This is a genomic window from Sulfitobacter sp. 1A15299, assembly GCF_043556915.1.
In the GTDB taxonomy this organism is placed as follows: Bacteria; Pseudomonadota; Alphaproteobacteria; order Rhodobacterales; family Rhodobacteraceae; genus Sulfitobacter.
This window is the reverse complement of sequence record NZ_JBIFFJ010000005.1, coordinates 67,991-84,150: the sequence shown is the minus strand read 5'-3', so window position 1 is coordinate 84,150 and position 16,160 is coordinate 67,991. Positions and strand designations below refer to the sequence as shown.

At 63.1% G+C, this 16,160-nt stretch carries 15 protein-coding genes; 11 read left to right on the top strand and 4 right to left on the bottom strand.

Translation table 11 applies throughout. From position 1 onward, the window contains the following. Window positions 1-38: 38 nt before the first annotated feature. The gene (locus ACGYK7_RS08670; protein ID WP_394401068.1) at window positions 39-1,148 is read right to left on the bottom strand and encodes an ABC transporter ATP-binding protein; all 1,110 of its coding nucleotides are present in this window, start codon (window positions 1,146-1,148) and stop codon (window positions 39-41) included. Continuing rightward, complete coding sequence (locus tag ACGYK7_RS08665; RefSeq protein ID WP_394401066.1) at window positions 1,145-2,152, bottom strand: ABC transporter ATP-binding protein; 1,008 nt, start codon at window positions 2,150-2,152, stop codon at window positions 1,145-1,147. Before ACGYK7_RS08665 ends, ACGYK7_RS08670 begins: the two co-directional genes overlap by 4 nt. 28 nt (window positions 2,153-2,180) lie before the next feature. Between ACGYK7_RS08665 and ACGYK7_RS08660 the strand changes: the two genes are divergently transcribed. The 8 genes from ACGYK7_RS08660 to ACGYK7_RS08625 all read left to right on the top strand — a co-directional run bounded on the left by ACGYK7_RS08660 (window position 2,181) and on the right by ACGYK7_RS08625 (window position 10,163). Continuing rightward, window positions 2,181-2,396, top strand: a complete 216-nt coding sequence (locus ACGYK7_RS08660) for a hypothetical protein (RefSeq protein WP_394401064.1) — start codon at window positions 2,181-2,183, stop codon at window positions 2,394-2,396. 101 nt (window positions 2,397-2,497) lie between these two features. Continuing rightward, complete coding sequence (locus ACGYK7_RS08655; RefSeq protein ID WP_394401061.1) at window positions 2,498-3,196, top strand: GntR family transcriptional regulator; 699 nt, start codon at window positions 2,498-2,500, stop codon at window positions 3,194-3,196. A 131-nt stretch (window positions 3,197-3,327) separates the two neighbouring features. Further along, window positions 3,328-4,290, top strand: a complete 963-nt coding sequence (locus ACGYK7_RS08650; RefSeq protein WP_394401058.1) for a dihydrodipicolinate synthase family protein — start codon at window positions 3,328-3,330, stop codon at window positions 4,288-4,290. Window positions 4,291-4,482: 192 nt separating this feature from the next. Continuing rightward, complete coding sequence (locus tag ACGYK7_RS08645) at window positions 4,483-5,256, top strand: cyclase family protein (RefSeq protein WP_394401055.1); 774 nt, start codon at window positions 4,483-4,485, stop codon at window positions 5,254-5,256. Window positions 5,257-5,259: 3 nt separating this feature from the next. After that, window positions 5,260-5,739, top strand: coding sequence for a MarR family winged helix-turn-helix transcriptional regulator (locus tag ACGYK7_RS08640; RefSeq protein WP_394401052.1), 480 nt, complete (start codon window positions 5,260-5,262; stop codon window positions 5,737-5,739). 9 nt (window positions 5,740-5,748) lie between these two features. Further along, window positions 5,749-7,899, top strand: a complete 2,151-nt coding sequence (locus ACGYK7_RS08635; RefSeq protein WP_394401049.1) for a thiamine pyrophosphate-dependent enzyme — start codon at window positions 5,749-5,751, stop codon at window positions 7,897-7,899. Then, window positions 7,896-9,437, top strand: a complete 1,542-nt coding sequence (locus ACGYK7_RS08630; protein WP_394401046.1) for an indolepyruvate oxidoreductase subunit beta family protein — start codon at window positions 7,896-7,898, stop codon at window positions 9,435-9,437. Before ACGYK7_RS08635 ends, ACGYK7_RS08630 begins: the two co-directional genes overlap by 4 nt. Window positions 9,438-9,560: 123 nt before the next feature. Further along, a complete protein-coding gene (locus ACGYK7_RS08625) occupies window positions 9,561-10,163 on the top strand; it encodes a LysE family translocator (RefSeq protein WP_394401044.1) in 603 nt (200 codons plus the stop codon). Here the strand turns inward: ACGYK7_RS08625 and ACGYK7_RS08620 are convergent. Next, on the bottom strand, window positions 10,160-11,935 hold the full coding sequence (locus tag ACGYK7_RS08620; RefSeq protein ID WP_394401041.1) for a glycoside hydrolase family 15 protein: 1,776 nt from the start codon (window positions 11,933-11,935) through the stop codon (window positions 10,160-10,162). The genes ACGYK7_RS08625 and ACGYK7_RS08620 overlap by 4 nt on opposite strands. Window positions 11,936-11,980: 45 nt before the next feature. After that, the gene (gene otsB, locus ACGYK7_RS08615; RefSeq protein ID WP_394401038.1) at window positions 11,981-12,730 is read right to left on the bottom strand and encodes a trehalose-phosphatase; all 750 of its coding nucleotides are present in this window, start codon (window positions 12,728-12,730) and stop codon (window positions 11,981-11,983) included. 198 nt (window positions 12,731-12,928) lie between these two features. Between otsB and ACGYK7_RS08610 the strand changes: the two genes are divergently transcribed. The 3 genes from ACGYK7_RS08610 (at window position 12,929) to ACGYK7_RS08600 (ending at window position 16,159) form a co-directional block, all read left to right on the top strand. Then, complete coding sequence (locus ACGYK7_RS08610) at window positions 12,929-13,903, top strand: DNA topoisomerase IB (RefSeq protein ID WP_394401035.1); 975 nt, start codon at window positions 12,929-12,931, stop codon at window positions 13,901-13,903. A gap of 92 nt (window positions 13,904-13,995) precedes the next feature. Further along, entirely contained in the window at window positions 13,996-14,592 is a 597-nt protein-coding gene (locus ACGYK7_RS08605; protein WP_394401032.1) for an exopolysaccharide biosynthesis protein, read from the top strand. 163 nt (window positions 14,593-14,755) lie between these two features. Continuing rightward, window positions 14,756-16,159 carry a trehalose-6-phosphate synthase gene (locus tag ACGYK7_RS08600; protein ID WP_394401029.1) on the top strand — a complete coding sequence of 468 codons (1,404 nt, stop codon included), beginning with the start codon at window positions 14,756-14,758 and terminating at the stop codon, window positions 16,157-16,159. Window position 16,160: the final 1 nt, after the last annotated feature.

Genomic DNA, 16,160 nt, shown 5'->3' with positions numbered 1-16,160 from the left:
GAACTCTCCTGTCGTTTCAATGAGTCTGGTTCAGCCTGTTATTCTTGGTTTTGGCGGGGGCGGAGGGTGGTCCGGTCCCGCATGGCATCTTGGTAAAGCGCAAAGCGCGCGGCGGCCCCGGGGGCGCGTTCGGGCGCATCGGCAAGGCCGAGGTCCGGCGTGGCGGCGGCGATCTCTTCGAAGTAATGGCAGGCGGCGATATGGCCTTTGCCCGCGCGGGTCTCGCGCAATAAGGGCGGCTCGCTCGCGCAGCGTTCCTTGGCGAAGGGGCAGCGGGTGTGGAAGCGGCAACCTGCGGGCGGGTTCGCTGGGCTGGGCATTTCGCCCTCAAGCGCGGTTTGCGGCGTGCGCGCGCCATGGGCGACCACCGGAATGGCCGACAAAAGCGCGCGGGTATAGGGGTGGCGCGGATGGTTATAGACCGTGTCAACATCGCCCTGTTCGACAATTTGCCCCAGATACATCACCGCCACGCGGTCGCTCATATGGCGGATCACGGCGAGGTCGTGGGCGATGATGACCAATGTGAGCCCCAATTCATCGCGCAGATCGCCAAGCAGGTTAATCACCTGCGCCTGCACCGAAACGTCAAGGGCCGAGACCGGTTCATCCCCGATCACCAGTTTCGGAGCCGAGGCCAGTGCCCGCGCGATCCCGATCCGCTGACGCTGACCGCCCGAGAATTCATGCGGGTAGCGTTCGGCATGTTCGGGGCGCAGCCCGACCTTGGCCAGCAGTTCAGCCACTTTGCCGCGCCGCTCGGTGGCGGACATCTGGGGGAAATGGGTCTCAAGCGGTTCGCCGACCAGCTTGCCGACGCTCATGCGCGGGTTGAGCGATGAGAAAGGGTCTTGAAAGATGAACTGCATGTCCCGGCGCAGGGCGGTCAGATCGCGCCCAGAAAGGCTGCGCACATCCGCGCCGTCGAACTGCACGTCGCCCTCGGTCGGGGTCAGCAAGCGCATCAGGAGCCGCGCGAGGGTGGATTTGCCGCAACCGGATTCGCCGACGATGGCAAAGGTCTCGCCCCGGCGCACGTCAAAGGAAACGTCATCGACCGCCTTGACCGTGGCCCCTTTGGCCAATCCGCCGCCCGAGGTTTTGAAGTGTTTCTTCAGCCCGCGCGCTGTCAGGATCGTGTCACTCATGCGGTCTGCTCCAGATGTGTCTCCAGCGGGGCGAAATGGCAGGCCACGGCATGGCCCCCCTCCAGCGGTGCAAGTGGCGGCTCCTGCGCGCAGAGGGGCTGGGCGAAGGGGCAGCGCGTGGCAAAACGGCAGCCCTCGGGCATGTTCTGCGTTGTGGGCACCATGCCCGGCACGGTCGCCAGCCGCCCCCGCGGACCGCTCAGCTGCGGGATCGAGGACATGAGGCCGATCGTGTAGGGATGCTGTGGGTCGTTAAAAATGCGTTCCGCGGGGCCGGTTTCGACAATGGTGCCCGCGTACATAACGGCCACGGTATCCGCGATTTCGGCCACCACGCCAAGGTCATGGGTGATCATGATTGTGCCCATGTCGGTCTCGGCCTGAAGGTCGCGGATCAATTCGAGGATCTGCGCCTGAATGGTCACGTCGAGGGCGGTCGTCGGTTCATCCGCAATCAAGAGCGCCGGGTCGTTGACCAAGGCCATCGCGATCATCACCCGCTGGCGCATGCCGCCGGAAAGTTGATGCGGGTAGTCGCGCATTCGCTTTTCCGCCGCCGGAATGCCGACCCGTTTAAGGATCGCCAGTGCCTTGTCCTCGGCCTCGGATTTGCTGGCATCGCTATGCGCGCGCACGGCTTCGGTGATCTGCTCGCCAATGCGGAAGGCGGGGTTGAGCGAGGTCATCGGCTCTTGGAAAATCATCGTCATCCGACTGCCGCGCAGTTTGCGCATGGCGGTATGGTCGGCAAGGTCGAGCTTCTGGCCTTCGAAAACCATCTCGCCCGAACGGATGGTCGCCGCACCGGCCGGCAGCAGCCCCATCATCGCCAGCGAGGTCACGCTTTTCCCGCAGCCGCTTTCCCCGACGACGCAGAGGGTCTTGCCCGGGTGGACCGTGAAATTCACATGATTGATCTGGTCGCTCGGCGCGCCGCGAAAGCGCAGGCTGAAGTCGCGCACTTCGAGCAAAACCTTGTCGGGACCGGTGTCGGGGATGGGCAATGGACCGCTTTCTTGAACCAATATCAGATTGGTCGAGTATGCGGTTGCAACTTTCTTGCTGTCAATCCGGCGATTGCAGTTTTTGGAAAAGCCTTTTTGGCTCAGTCCTTTGGTGGGATTTGCGCCTTATATTTCGGCGGCGGTGCCCGATTTTTGGGCGATGTTTTGCGGCGGTCGGGTGGGCGATTGGCGCGGGGTGGCGCTTGGGGAGAGTGCGGAAGGTATTTCAGAAAGGATGAAATGAGGGGGTGGCGCGCACGGGGGGGTGACAGCGCTATTGTAGGGCGGCGGATTTGTTGCTTTATCCGGGGGGAGCCATGAACATAGAAAGGGCGGCATCCCCGCATGACCAGCAAACCTAAAACGGCGGAACGCAAGCGCGGGTCCGGGGCGCAATTTGTCTATTCCATCCTGCGCGATGAGATACTCGATCTGACCCTGTTGCCGGGCAGTCCGATTGACGAGATTCGTCTTTCCGAGCGGCTGTCGATGTCGCGCACGCCGATCCGCGAGGCTTTGGTGCGGCTGGCGAGCGAGGGGTTGGTGACCACGCTGCCGAACCGTTCGACTGTCGTGTCGAATATCGACTTTATGAACCTGCACACTTTCTTTGACGCGATGACCTTGATGTACCGTGTCACCACGCGTCTTGCGGCGCAGTTTCATACGCCGGCGGATATGGCCAATATTCGCGCGCGGCAGGTGGAGTTTGCCAAGGCTGTGTCGGCGCAGGACGCGCTGTCGATGATCGCCACGAACCGGGAGTTCCATGCCGAGATCGCCCGGGCGGGGCGCAACCCCTATTACGAATCGCTCTGCCTGCGGTTGTTGGATGAGGGTCGCCGGTTGCTGCGGATGTATTATCAGTCCTTCGACGATCAGCTACCCAGTGAGTATGTACAGGAGCATGAGGATCTGATTGCCGCCATTGAGGCGCGTGACATCGCTCGAGCGGATTCTTTGGCCGCGACCCATGCCGATCAGATCGTGCGGCAAATTCAGGCGTTGATTTCGCGGGATCGGCGCCAGCATATCGATTTGTAACCATTGATAGATGCGCGTTTTTCAGGCCGTCATGAGGGCTGTATAGATTTTATGTCGACAAATAAAATACAATAGTTAATATGCGGCGAACCCCGGCGGTATCGCGGCCGGTTTCTATGATGGAGAAATACATGACCCCTTCGATTTTTTCCGGCTGCATCCCGGCCCTGATGACCCCCTGTACCAAAGACCGGAAACCTGACTTCGACGCTTTGGTGCGCATGGGCAAAAAGCTCATCGCCGATGGTATGAGCGCGGTGGTCTACTGTGGCTCCATGGGCGATTGGCCGCTGTTGACCGATGCAGAGCGGATGGAAGGCGTCGAGCGTCTAGTCGAAGCGGGCGTGCCGGTGGTTGTGGGCACGGGGGCCGTGAATACGAAGCTGGCCGCCGAACATGCAGCGCATGCGCAAAGGGTCGGCGCGAAGGGGTTGATGTTGATCCCCCGCATCCTGTCGCGCGGCACCTCTGTTGCCGCGCAGAAGGATCACTTCAAAAAGGTTCTATCGGCGGCGCCCGAGCTTCCTGCCGTGATCTACAACAGCCCCTATTACGGTTTCGCCACTCGGGCCGATCTGTTCTTTGCGCTGCGGGCCGAACATTCCAACCTCGTTGGCTTCAAGGAGTTCGGCGGCGCGGATGATCTGCGCTATGCGGCCGAGAATATCACCAGCCGGGATGATGAGGTCACGCTGATGATTGGGGTGGATACCACCGTCTTCCACGGTTTTGTTAATTGCGGCGCCACCGGCGCGATCACCGGGATCGGCAATGTACTGCCGCGTGAAGTGCTGCATCTGGTTGCCCTCAGCCAAGCCGCGGCGGCGGGCGATGCCGAAGCACGCCAGCGGGCGCAGGAGCTTGATGCGGCTCTCGGTGTTTTGTCCTCCTTCGATGAGGGGCCGGACCTCGTGCTTTATTATAAGTATCTGATGGTGCTCGAAGGCCATGCGGAATATGCGTTGCATTTTAATGAGACCGACGCGCTGACAGACAGCCAGCGCGGCTATGCTGAGGCGCAGTATAAGCTTTTCCGTACATGGTATGCCGATTGGAGCAAGCAGGGCGGGGCGGTCGCGAAATACGCCGCCTAAACCCTTCAGCCACCTCTCCCCGGCTGGGCAGGCCCGTCGCATTTGCGGCGGGCCTTTTGCGTTCTGGGCAAGGCTTTCGAAGAAGATAATTGCAAACGCATATAAATGTGACTAGCATCTTTTCAGGGAGAACGCATCGGGAGTGGGTGCGCCATTTGAGGGAGATTAATTGAAATGAGTGCTACGGATTTAATGCGTGATTTCGGCGCGATGCTGGCCTCGGGCGGGGTCGAGGTTGTCGATTGCTCGGGCGTTTTGGGGCCGGATACGCCGATCCTGCAACTGCCTGCCGATTTCGCCAAGCCCACGCCGAAGGTCGAGATTCACAAGATCAGCGAATATGACGAAGACGGCCCCTTCTTTGCCTGGAACTGGATGGTGTTGGGCGAGCATTCGGGCACGCATTTCGACGCGCCGCACCACTGGATCACCGGCAAGGATTTCGACGACGGCTTCACCGACACGCTCGACGTGCGGCGGCTGGTGGCGCCGGTCAACGTGATCGACTGTTCTCAACAGGCGCAGGAAGACCCGGATTTCCTGCTCGACGCCAAGGGCATCAAGGAATGGGAAGAGGAATACGGTGAGATCAAGGAAGGCGAATGGGTCGTCATGCGCACCGACTGGGATTCTCGCGTGAACGATGAGGCACGTTTTCTCAACGCCGATGACACCGGGCCGCACAGCCCCGGGCCGACCCCGGACGCGATCCAGTATCTGATGGACAAAAATATCGTTGGCTGGGGCACCCAGTGCATCGGCACGGACGCGGGCCAGGCCGGCGGAATGGAGCCGCCCTATCCGGCGCATAACCTGCTGCACAAGAACAATTGTTTCGGTCTGGCGTCACTGGCCAACCTCGACAAACTGCCGCCCAAGGGGGCAATCCTGATCGCCGCGCCCTTGAAGATCAAGAACGGCACCGGCAGCCCCATTCGGGCGTTGGCCTTGGTGCCAAAGGACTGATCGGTGGCAGATACACCACCTTCCGAGGCCGAGAACGCGCCACTGGATCGGATGGGGCTCGATAACTTCGCGCCCTATCTGATGAACCGGATCATGGGGCGGTACAATGCCGCCCTGTCGGCGGAGATGGCCGCGCTTGGCCTGACCACGCCGCAGATGCGCTCGCTTGCGGTGCTGTCGGTGACCGACGGCATTCTGATCCGCGAGTTGGCGGTCTACGCCGTGGTGCAGCAATCGACACTGAGCCGCGCGCTCGACGCGCTGGTGCGCGACGGGCTGGTGCGGCGCGAGACCGATGCCAATGACAGCCGCGCCACGCGGGTCTACCTGACCGATCAGGGGCGCGAGGCCTATGCGCGGCTCTGGCCGCATATGGCGCAGGCCTATGAGGCGATGTTCAAGGGCATCGGCCCCGAGGAGAAGGCGGCCTTCGTCGCCACCTTGCAGACCATGCTGCGCAACATTCGAAAACACGATTTCTGAGAGGGTCCGATGGCCGAACGTTCGTTCAAGGCAGAGGTGGAGCACCTGCGCAAGGGAGACGGCAACGTCTTCACCGGCGAGGGCATCCTTGCGATCACCAAGGCGCTTTTGGAGAACGGCGTGGGCTATGTCGGCGGCTATCAGGGCGCGCCGATCAGCCATCTGATGGACGTGCTGGCCGATGCCGAGGACTTGATGGGCGAGTTGGGCGTGCGCTTCGAGGCCAATGCAAGCGAGGCCGCGGCGGCGGCGATGCTGGCGGCGAGCGTGCACTACCCGATCCGGGGCGCGGTGACCTTCAAGGGGCCGGTGGGGGTGAACGTGGCCTCGGACGCGCTGGCGAACCTCAGCTCGTCGGGCGTGACCGGCGGGGCGCTGGTGATCGTGGGCGAGGATTATGGCGAAGGCTCCTCGATCATGCAGGAGCGCAGCCACGGCTTTGCAATGAAATCGCAGTTCTGGATGCTTGACCCGCGCCCGAACCTGCCCTCGATCACCAAGGCGGTGAAGGACGGCTTCGAGCTTTCGGAGGCCAGCAACACGCCGGTGATGCTGATGGTGCGCATCCGGTCGTGCCATGTCACGGGCAGTTTCGAGACCCGCGACAACCAACGCCCGCCGCTCACCGTGGCCGAGGCCGCGGCGAACCCGCAGTCGGATTTCAACCGCGTGGTGCTGCCGCCGATGTCCTACCTGCACGAGAAGGACAAGATCGAGAACCGCTGGCCGGCAGCGGAGAAGTTCATCCGGGACAACAAGCTCAACGAGTTCTTCGGGCCCGAGAAGGCGCCCTTGGGCATCGTGGTGCAGGGGGGCATGTATAACTCCGTCATCCGGGCATTGCAGCGGCTGGGGCTCGCGGACATCCACGGTCAGACCGAGGTGCCGCTCTATGTGCTGAACGTCACCTATCCGCTGTTGCGCGACGAATTCGACACCTTCTGCGCGGGCAAGGAGCATGTGCTGGTGGTCGAGGAAGGCCAGCCCGATCATATCGAGCAACAGCTTGGCTCCTATCTCTACAAGCTCGAACGGAAGGTGAAGCTGCACGGCAAGGACGTGCTGCCGATGGCCGGGGAATACACCGGGCAGGTGCTATTGGACGGCATGACGGCCTTTCTCAAGATCGCCGCGCCCGAGATGCTGCCCAGTGCCGTGCGCGCACCCAATGCCGAGGCGCCCGCGATCCCGGACCTGTCGCAGACCGTGCCGATCCGCCCGCCGGGTTTCTGCACCGGCTGCCCCGAACGCCCGATCTTCGCGGCGATGAAACTGACCGAGCAGGAGTTGGGCAAACACCAGATTACCGGTGACATCGGCTGTCACCTCTTCGGCTGCCTGCCGCCCTTCGAGATCGGCGGCTCCACCATGGGCTACGGGCTCGGCCCTGCCTCCAACGCGGCCTTTGACGGCGGCGGCGACAAGCGGGTGATTTCGATCCTCGGCGACGGGGGGTTCTGGCACAACGGGCTCTCGACCTCGATCGGCAACATGGTGTTCAACAAGTCCGACAGCGTCGCAGTGATCGTCGACAATTACTATTCCGCCGCCACCGGCGGGCAGGACGTGATGTCCTCGCGCGCGCATAACGACACGAAAAGCACCAACAACCCGATCTCCAAGGCGCTCAAGGGCGTCGGCGTGGAATGGGTGCGCCAGATCGACCGGACCTATGACGTGGGCAAGCTGCGCGAAGTGCTGCGCGAGGCGCTGACCACCGATTACAAGGGGCCGAAGGTGATCGTGGCCTCGTCGGAATGCATGCTGAACAAGCAGCGCCGGGAGAAGCCGAAACGCAATCGGGCGATCAAGGATGGCCGCCGCATCGAAGTGCCACGCTTTGGCGTCGATGCCGATGTCTGCACCGGGGATCACGCCTGTATTCGGCTCTCGGGCTGCCCTTCACTGTCGCTGAAACGGCTCGACGATCCGCTGCGCGACGACCCGGTGGCGCATATCGACCAGACCTGCGTCGGCTGCGGCAACTGCGGCGAAGTGGCGGATACCGCCGTGCTCTGCCCGTCCTTCTATCAGGTCGACGTGGTGCATAACCCGACGAAGTTCGAGCGCTGGCGCGCCGAGAAAACTGGCCAGATCATCACCTGGCTGCAGCGGCGGCGTGACGCGAAACGGCTGCGCAACGAAGGAGTGGCGACATGAACATGGTGCTGCCGCAAAAGACCCCCGATGCGCGGGCCTCAGAGATCACCAAGCTCGCGGTCATGGCCGTGGGCGGGCAGGGGGGCGGCGTGCTCACCGGCTGGATCGAGGCGATGGCCCGGGCCGAGGGCTATGTCTGTCAGGCGACCTCGGTCGCGGGCGTGGCGCAGCGCACCGGGGCCACGATCTACTACGTCGAGATGGCGCCCAAGGGCGCGCTCGACCCGGTTTTTGCGCTGGCGCCGGCGGCCGGCGACGTGGATGTGCTGATCGCCGCCGAGATGATGGAAGTGGGCCGCGCCGTGATGCGCGGCTTCGTCACGCCGGACCGGACGACGCTGATCGGCTCGACCCACAGGGCGCTGGCGGTGAGCGAGAAGATGGCCCCCGGCGACGGGATCGCCGACGCCGATGAGGTCCGCGCCGCCGCCGAAATCGCAGCGCAGAAGCTGGTGCTCGAAGATATGGAGGGGCTTGCGGTTGGCGCGGGGTCGGTCATTTCCGCTTCGCTCTTCGGCGCTTTGGCGGGCTCCGGCGCGCTGCCTTTCCCGCGTGCGGCTTATGAGAATGCAATCCGTGCGGGCGGCAAGGGGGTGGAACCCTCGCTACGTGCCTTCGCCGTGGGTTTCGACGCGGCACAGGGGAAGTTGCCCGAAACACCGCAGACGCCTGAGGAAGAGATCAAACCGTTCAGCCTTGTGGGGCCGGAGAAGCTGCAGGCCGAATGGGCCGCGCTGGTGGACCGGGCCGACCGTCTGCCCGAGCCGGTGCGAGACCTCGCGTTTGCCGGGCTGGCCAAGGCGGTGAACTTTCAGGACTGCGCCTATGGCGCGCTTTACCTCGACCGGCTCGATACCGTGCTGGCCCGCGATGACGCCGCGCGGGACTGGACGCTCTCAACGGCGGCGGCGAAATACATCGCCAATGCCATGGCCTATGACGACATCATCCGCGTGGCGGACCTCAAGACCCGTGCGCCCCGTCTGTCGCACATCCGCCAAGAGATGCGCGCGGGCGACGAGAACCTCATGCAGCTGACCGAATACTTCCACCCCCGCGCCGAGGAGATCGCCGGTCTGATGCCCGCGCGGCTCGGTGCCAAGATCGAGGCGAGCGACAAGTGGATGGCCCGCCTGAACCGCTGGTTCGACAAGGGCCGTCGGCTGCGCACGGACCGGCTGCCCGCCTTCCTGATGCTGCATTTCCTGGGCGGTCTGAAAGGCTACCGGCTGCGCACCCACCGCCATGCCCTCGAGGTCGCGCATCTGGAAGACTGGCTCAGCCGCTGCCTTGCGGAGGTGGAGGGTGACTACGCCCTCGCCGTGGAACTGGTGAAATGCCGCCGGTTGATCAAGGGCTATTCCGACACCCATGCGCGGGGGCTGGGCAAGTTCGACCGGGTGATGGATGCCGCCGATCTGCTGCGCGGGCGCGACGATGCGGCGGAGTGGATCGCGCGGCTGCGCGAGGCGGCGTTGCAGGATGCGGAAGGCAAGGCGCTCGACGGGGCCATCGCCACGGTGCGCTCCTTCGTCTGAGGTGCCCGCTTTTTAAGCGGTCGCAGGGCCGATCACGCATCAAGCGGCCCCGGTTGCCTGTATCGCAGTTGACCATGGGCCAGCACCGCGCCTAGCTGGGCACAGTCACAGGGGGCCGCCGCCATGGAACTGTCGCATCTTCTCGCCTTCAACATCGCGCTCATCGCGTCGATCCTCAGCCCCGGTCCGGCCTTTCTGATCGCGCTCAAAACGACGTTGAGTTCGGGGCGGCAGGCGGGCGTTGCCGTGGGGGCTGGCCTCGGCCTTGTGGCGTCGTTCTGGACCCTCGCCGCGCTCTTGGGGTTGGAGGCTGTCTTCCTCGCCTTCCCATGGGCCTATGCCATCGTGAAGACCGTGGGCGCGATCTACCTGCTCTATGTGGCCTATGGCATGTGGCGCGGGGCGCGGGCGCCGGTGACAAGTACCGTGACACCCGCCCGTCATGCGTTCCGGCAGGGGCTGATGATCAATATCCTGAACCCCAAATCGGTGCTTTTCGCCGCCGCGGTGCTGGTCGTCATCTTCCCCGAGGGGATGCGGCTGAGCGAGAACCTCTTGATCGTCGCCAACCACCTGATCATCGAACTGGCCTTCTACACCGCCTTGGCATTCGGCATGAGCCGCCCCGCCGTCAGCCAAGGCTATCTGCGCGCGAAGGTCTATTTTGACCGCATCGCCTCGGCCGTGCTGGGGCTTTTGGGGCTGCGGCTGCTGCTTGCGCGTTAAAGCTCGGCCTCCCACCGACGTGATAGGCGCATGGCGCCGTTGATGATGCCGACCATGGAATAGGTCTGCGGGAAGTTGCCCCAGCCCTCTCCGGTGGCAAAGGCGGTGTCTTCGGACATCAGGCCAAGGTGGTTGCGCGCCTCCAGCAACTCTTCGAACAGTTTGCGCGCTTCCTCTTCGCGGCCAATTCGTGCCAGCGCGTCGATGCGCCAGAAGGCGCAGACGTTAAAGCCCACCTCCGGCACGCCGAAATCGTCGGCCTCCTCGTAGCGCAGCATGAAGGGGCCACGGCCCAGCACTTCGGACAGCCGTTCGACCGTGGCGATGAAACGCGGGTCTTTCGGCGGCAGAAAGCCGACCTCGCCCATCAGCAAGACACTCGCGTCGAGGGTGCTGCCGCCAAAGCTTTCGACAAAGGCGCCGCGTTCCTCGGACCATGCGTTGTCGAGAATTTTGTCGCGGATTACCTCGGCCCGCTCGGCCCAAAGGGCGGCGCGCTCTTCCAGGTCCAGATGGCGCGCAATTTTGGCCAGACGGTCGCAGGCAGCCCAGCACATCAGGGACGACGAGGTGTGAATCCGCGCACGGCTGCGCAATTCCCAGATGCCTGCGTCGGGCTGGTCGTGCAACTCCCACGCCTGTTCGCCGAGCGGCTCCAACTGCTCATAGGCGGTGCGCCCGGTGTTCATCGGCAAGCGGTGATCGAAAAACGCCGGGGCCGCGCCGAGGATGATGTTGCCATAGGTGTCATGCTGGAAATGCTCATGCGCCTGATTGCCGATCCGCACCGGCCCCATGCCACGAAAACCCTGTAGACTGGGCGAGATACGTTCGGTCAGCGCCGTCTCAAGCCCCAGCCCCAGCACCGGCTGAATATGCCCGCCCTCGGCATCGGCCACGGCATTCATCAGCCACTGGAAATAATGCTCCAGCGTGCGGGTGGCGGCGAGGCTGTTGAGGGCGCGTACGGTGAAAAACGCATCGCGCACCCAGCAATAGCGGTAGTCCCAGTTGCGCCCCGAATCCGGCGCCTCGGGCAGGGAGGTGGTGATCGCGGCGATCACCCCGCCCGTGGCCTCATAGCTGCAAAGCTTCAACGTGATCGCGGCGCGGATGACGGCCTCTTGCCACTCGAAGGGGATCGCCAAACGCTGGGTCCAGCGCTGCCAATAGCGGGTCGTCTTGGTGCGAAAGGTGGTGCCGATCTGCTCAGGGCTGTCCGACAGTGTCTCGTCAGGGCCGAGGATGAAGGTCATCTCACCTTCGAGGTTGATCATCCGCCCGTCGAGCACATGGTCAATCGGCGCATCGGTGGTCAGGCGCATGTTTTGCTCAGGCCCGACGAAACGCACATGGTTGGAGCCGCGGGTGAGGGTCGGGGCCACTTCCCCCCACTGAAAGCGCGGTTTCAGGCGCATCCGCACACGGGGAGAGCCTTCGATGCGCCGCACCTGCCGCACCAGCATTTGGGGGCGAAAACTGCGGCCATAGGCGGTGAACCGGGGGCAGAAATCGACAATCTCAACCGCGCCTTTCGGGCTGCGCAACACGGTGCGCAGGATCGCGGTATTGGGCAGGTAGCTCTGCGCGCTCTCACGCATGTCTTCGAGTTCGACGGCAAACTCGCCGTCGCCCTCTTCACCCGCGCCATGGCCCATCAGGCTGTGAAAGACCGGATCGCCGTCGAAACGCGGCAGGCAGAACCAGTTGATCGCCCCTTCGCGGCTGACCAGTGCCGCAACCGCGCAATTCCCGATGACACCCAGATCCATAAGTCCCTCTTTTCTATTCATGATGCGACTGCCGGGCGGGCCGGATCAGCGCAAAACATCTTTCAGCCAATCGGCAAAACCGGCCACGTCTTCGATGCGGTGATGGGCTTCGGTCGGCCCTTGGCCAATCTTGATGCCAAAGCCGCCCATGGCCTGCGCCGCGCGAAAGCCGTCTTCATCCGTCACGTCATCGCCGACCATCACGGGCAGGCGGTCCGCAAAGGCGGGAGAGGCCATGAACTGCTCTACCGCGCCGCCCTTGTCGACACCTTTCAGAGCAACCTCGCTGACCATCTTGCCATGCAAACCGCGCAGACTGGGGTCTTCGCCGACCAGCGTATCGACAAAGCCGCGACAGGCATCTTCTTGATCGGGGGCCTTGCGGTAATGCAGCGCGATCGCGCCGGGCTTGCGCTCGGATGTCACCCCATGCAGCACGGCGAATTCCTCGACCCGGTCGATCACCGGAGTGGGGATGCCCGCACTCTGCTCCGGGGCGTGATCCTCTGCGCTGCTGAGCCGCAGCTCCAACCCATGCGATCCCGAGACCGGCAGGCGCAGCGCGCCCAAGATACGGTCGACATCCGCCATGGCCCGGCCAGAGATCACCGCCACCGCCCCATCGGTCTTTGCGACGAGCCGGGTCAGCAGATGGCGCGTTGCCTCCGGCAGACAGGCGTCTTCGGGGTTGTCGACGATGGGGGCGAGCGTGCCATCAAGATCGAGGAAGAACGCATGGCGCTCGACGTCGATCACGGGCGGCAGATTGCGGGGCGACAGGGCGGTGCTATCCATAGGGTCCGGTCTATCCGTTTCGTTGCACGGGCGTTCCCCCCGAAACCTATGCGCCGCCGCAGCGAAATCAACGGATTTATGCTGCAACTGCGCAGAGATGCGCGATGCGCCGCGCGGGAACCCAGCCGATGCGCCCGCGTTGATCAAAACGGGGGCAGCCCCCCCACGTCACCCCGTCTATCGCAATCGGAAGCCCAGATGACCGCACCGTCGACGCTCAGGTACTACCCCGACAGCAAACCCGGCATCGCCCGGCGGCGCTGCGGGCGGGGGTTTTCCTATCACGCGCCCGATGGCCGCTGCATCAAGGACAAGGCCGAGCGGGCGCGGTTGGTGAAATTGGCTGTGCCCCCGGCCTATGAGCGGGTTTGGATCAGCCCCCATGACAACGGGCATCTTCAAGCGACGGGATTCGATGCGCGGGGCCGCAAACAATACCGCTATCATCCGCTTTGGTCCGAGGCACAGGCGCAAGAGAAATACGCAAGCCTGCCCGAGTTTGCCGAAACCCTGCCGCGTATCCGCCGCCGCGTGCGCCGTGATCTTAAGGAGGAGTTGGGCGAACGTGATTTCGCGCTGGCCGCCGCCGTGGCGATGATCGACCGGCTGTCGCTGCGCGTTGGCAATCAGGTCTATGCCGAAACCAACCGCACCTATGGCACGCTGACCCTGAAACGGCGGCATCTGATCCTGCGCGATGGGAAGTTGCAGGCCTCCTTCATGGCAAAGGGCGGCAAACGGGTCCGCCGCCAGATCGCCAACCGCACCCTGATGCGCGCGCTTGAGAAAATTCGCGACCTGCCCGGCGCGGACCTGCTGACGTGGATCGACGAAGAGGGGCAGCCGCGCAGTCTGACTTCCACCGCGCTGAACGATTATATTGCCGAAGCCGCTGGCACCGAAGGCTTCTCGGCCAAGACCTTTCGCACATGGGCCGGGTCCGTCGCCGCGTTTGACGTGGCGCTAAAGGAAGACAAGCCCAGCATCAAAGCCATGGCCGAAGCTGCCGCCGAACGGCTGCACAACACACCGAGCATCGCGCGCAACAGCTATATCCACCCGCAGGTGATCGACCTCTGCCAGACCCCGCGAGACTTGCCGGACCCGCCCGATATGGACGATATGACCCGGGCCGAAAGAGGCTTGCTGGCGTTCCTGCGCGCGAGGACGTGAACCCAGTTCGAAGATCTAGGCGAACTTTCACCGTGCTCAGGCATTGTTAACATGAACAGCACTATCGCCCGACTTTAGAAGGACTGGAACTCATGAGCGATACAGGTCGGCCAACCCTCAGCGGCGTCCTGGACGAGATGGAACATCTCTCCGGCGGCGCGGATCGGCAGATTACCGTGGAAGAGATCATCGACTGTCTGGGCAAACATTCTTTTGCCTCGACCATCCTTGCCTTTAGCCTGATCTCTACCTCGCCCGCCAGCGGCATTCCGGGGATCACGGCCTTTATTGGGATCGTGGTGCTGTTTCTGGTGGTGCAGATGATCTTTGGCCGCGACAGCCTCTGGCTGCCCGGTTTCGTCATGCGCCGCGACATCGCGGCGAAGAAGCTCCGCGAGGGCGTTCGGTGGCTGCGCCGCCCGGTGGATTTCGTAGACCGTTATCTGCACGAGCGCTCGACATTCATCCTGCACCGCCCGTGGGTTTACCTGCCTTTGTTGATGGTGATGGCTCTGTCGATGTTCATGCCGTTCATGGAGATCGTGCCCACCTCTGGCTCTATCGCCTCAGCGATGATCGCGATCTTCGCAGCGGGCTATCTCATGCGGGACGGGCGGGTGGTGATCCTGTCGATGATCCTGATGTCGTTGCTGCCTGTGGGGGTTGCGTGGTTCTTTCTTGGGCGCTGAGAAAATAATCCCCGCCATTTGCGATGCTGCGTCTGCAAAAGAATTGACCAAAGCTGCCCTAGCTGGGAACCTTTACTGACCTAAACCATTAAACCGTTAGTCGTGGTCGGCGTTCCGCCTTATCAGGCTCGGCGACCGAAAATGATTGTTCCCGGGGCTCAAAATGGCTGGCAGATTGATTGTAGTTTCAAATCGCATCCCATCGGAAGCCGCCCCTTCCGGTGGGTTGGTCTATGCGCTGCACGAAACCCTGCGCAAGATCGGCGGCATCTGGATAGGATCGCATCCCGAAACCACGGAAACACCCGCCAACAGCCTCGAAGAATATGGCGATCAGGGCAATTACACCCGGCTGAGCTTTCGCCTAACGCACGAAGATTACAAGAATTTCTACCTCGGCTTCTCGAACTCGGTGCTTTGGCCGGTCTGTCACCGCCGCGGTGATCTGGTCAAGCTCGACCGCGGCTTCGAGCGGGGGTATAGCGCCGTCAACACGCGCCTTGCCCGGCAGGTGATGGAAGTGGCCCGGCCGGACGATATGATCTGGGTTCACGACTACCATTTCTTCCCCCTCGCCACCGAGCTGCGCAAGCTGGGCTTCACCGGTAAGATCGGGTTTTTCCTGCATATTCCCTTCCCCGCCTTGGGCGATATGGGCGCCCTCCCGCGGGAGGCCAATCTGGCGCATTGGCTGGCGGATTATGATCTCGTGGGTCTGCAAACCCGCGCAGATGTGGCCCGCTGTCTTGAGATGTTCCGGGCCGAGACCGATTCCGAATTCCTGATGGACGGTACGATCAAATGCGGCTCCCGCGCGGTGGCGCTGCGGTCTTTCCCCATCGGCATCGACGTTGAGACCTTTGTGCAGGCCGCGCGAGGGGGCAGTGCGCAGGACCGTCTGGCCGACGATATGGCAGGCGACATCGTGATCGGGGTCGACCGGCTGGATTACTCCAAAGGTCTGCCCAACCGCTTTCGCGCCTTTGGCCGCTACCTCGAAACCCGGGATGAGCGCGAACGGCGGGTGAGCATGGTCCAGATCGCCCCGCCCAGCCGAGAGGAAGTCGCCGCCTACCGGGAGTTACGCTACGAGTTGGAAGAGCTTGTCGGTCGCGTGAACGGCGAGCATGGGGAGATCGACTGGACCCCGCTGCGCTATATTCATCGCAACCTCGATCGCAATCTTCTCGCCCGTCTCTATCGCCGGGCGCGGGTTGGGATCGTGACGCCCTTCGCCGATGGGATGAACCTTGTGGCCAAGGAATATGTCGCCGCCCAAGACCCCGAAGACCCCGGCGTGCTGATCCTGTCGCATATGGCCGGCGCTGCCGAAGACCTGACGGATGCGATTCAGGTCAACCCCTATGACATCGAGGACATGAGCGAGGCGCTGAAAACCGCGCTCGCCCTGCCGCTGGAAGAGCGCAAGCGCCGCCATGCAAGCTGCATGGCGCAGGTGCGGGCCACGGATGTAAACCGTTGGAGCCAGAATTTTGTCGAGGCGCTGAAAGCCTGCGCGCCGACCTTGGCGGTCAAACCCCGCGCGCGGGAATGGACAGACGCCTAGC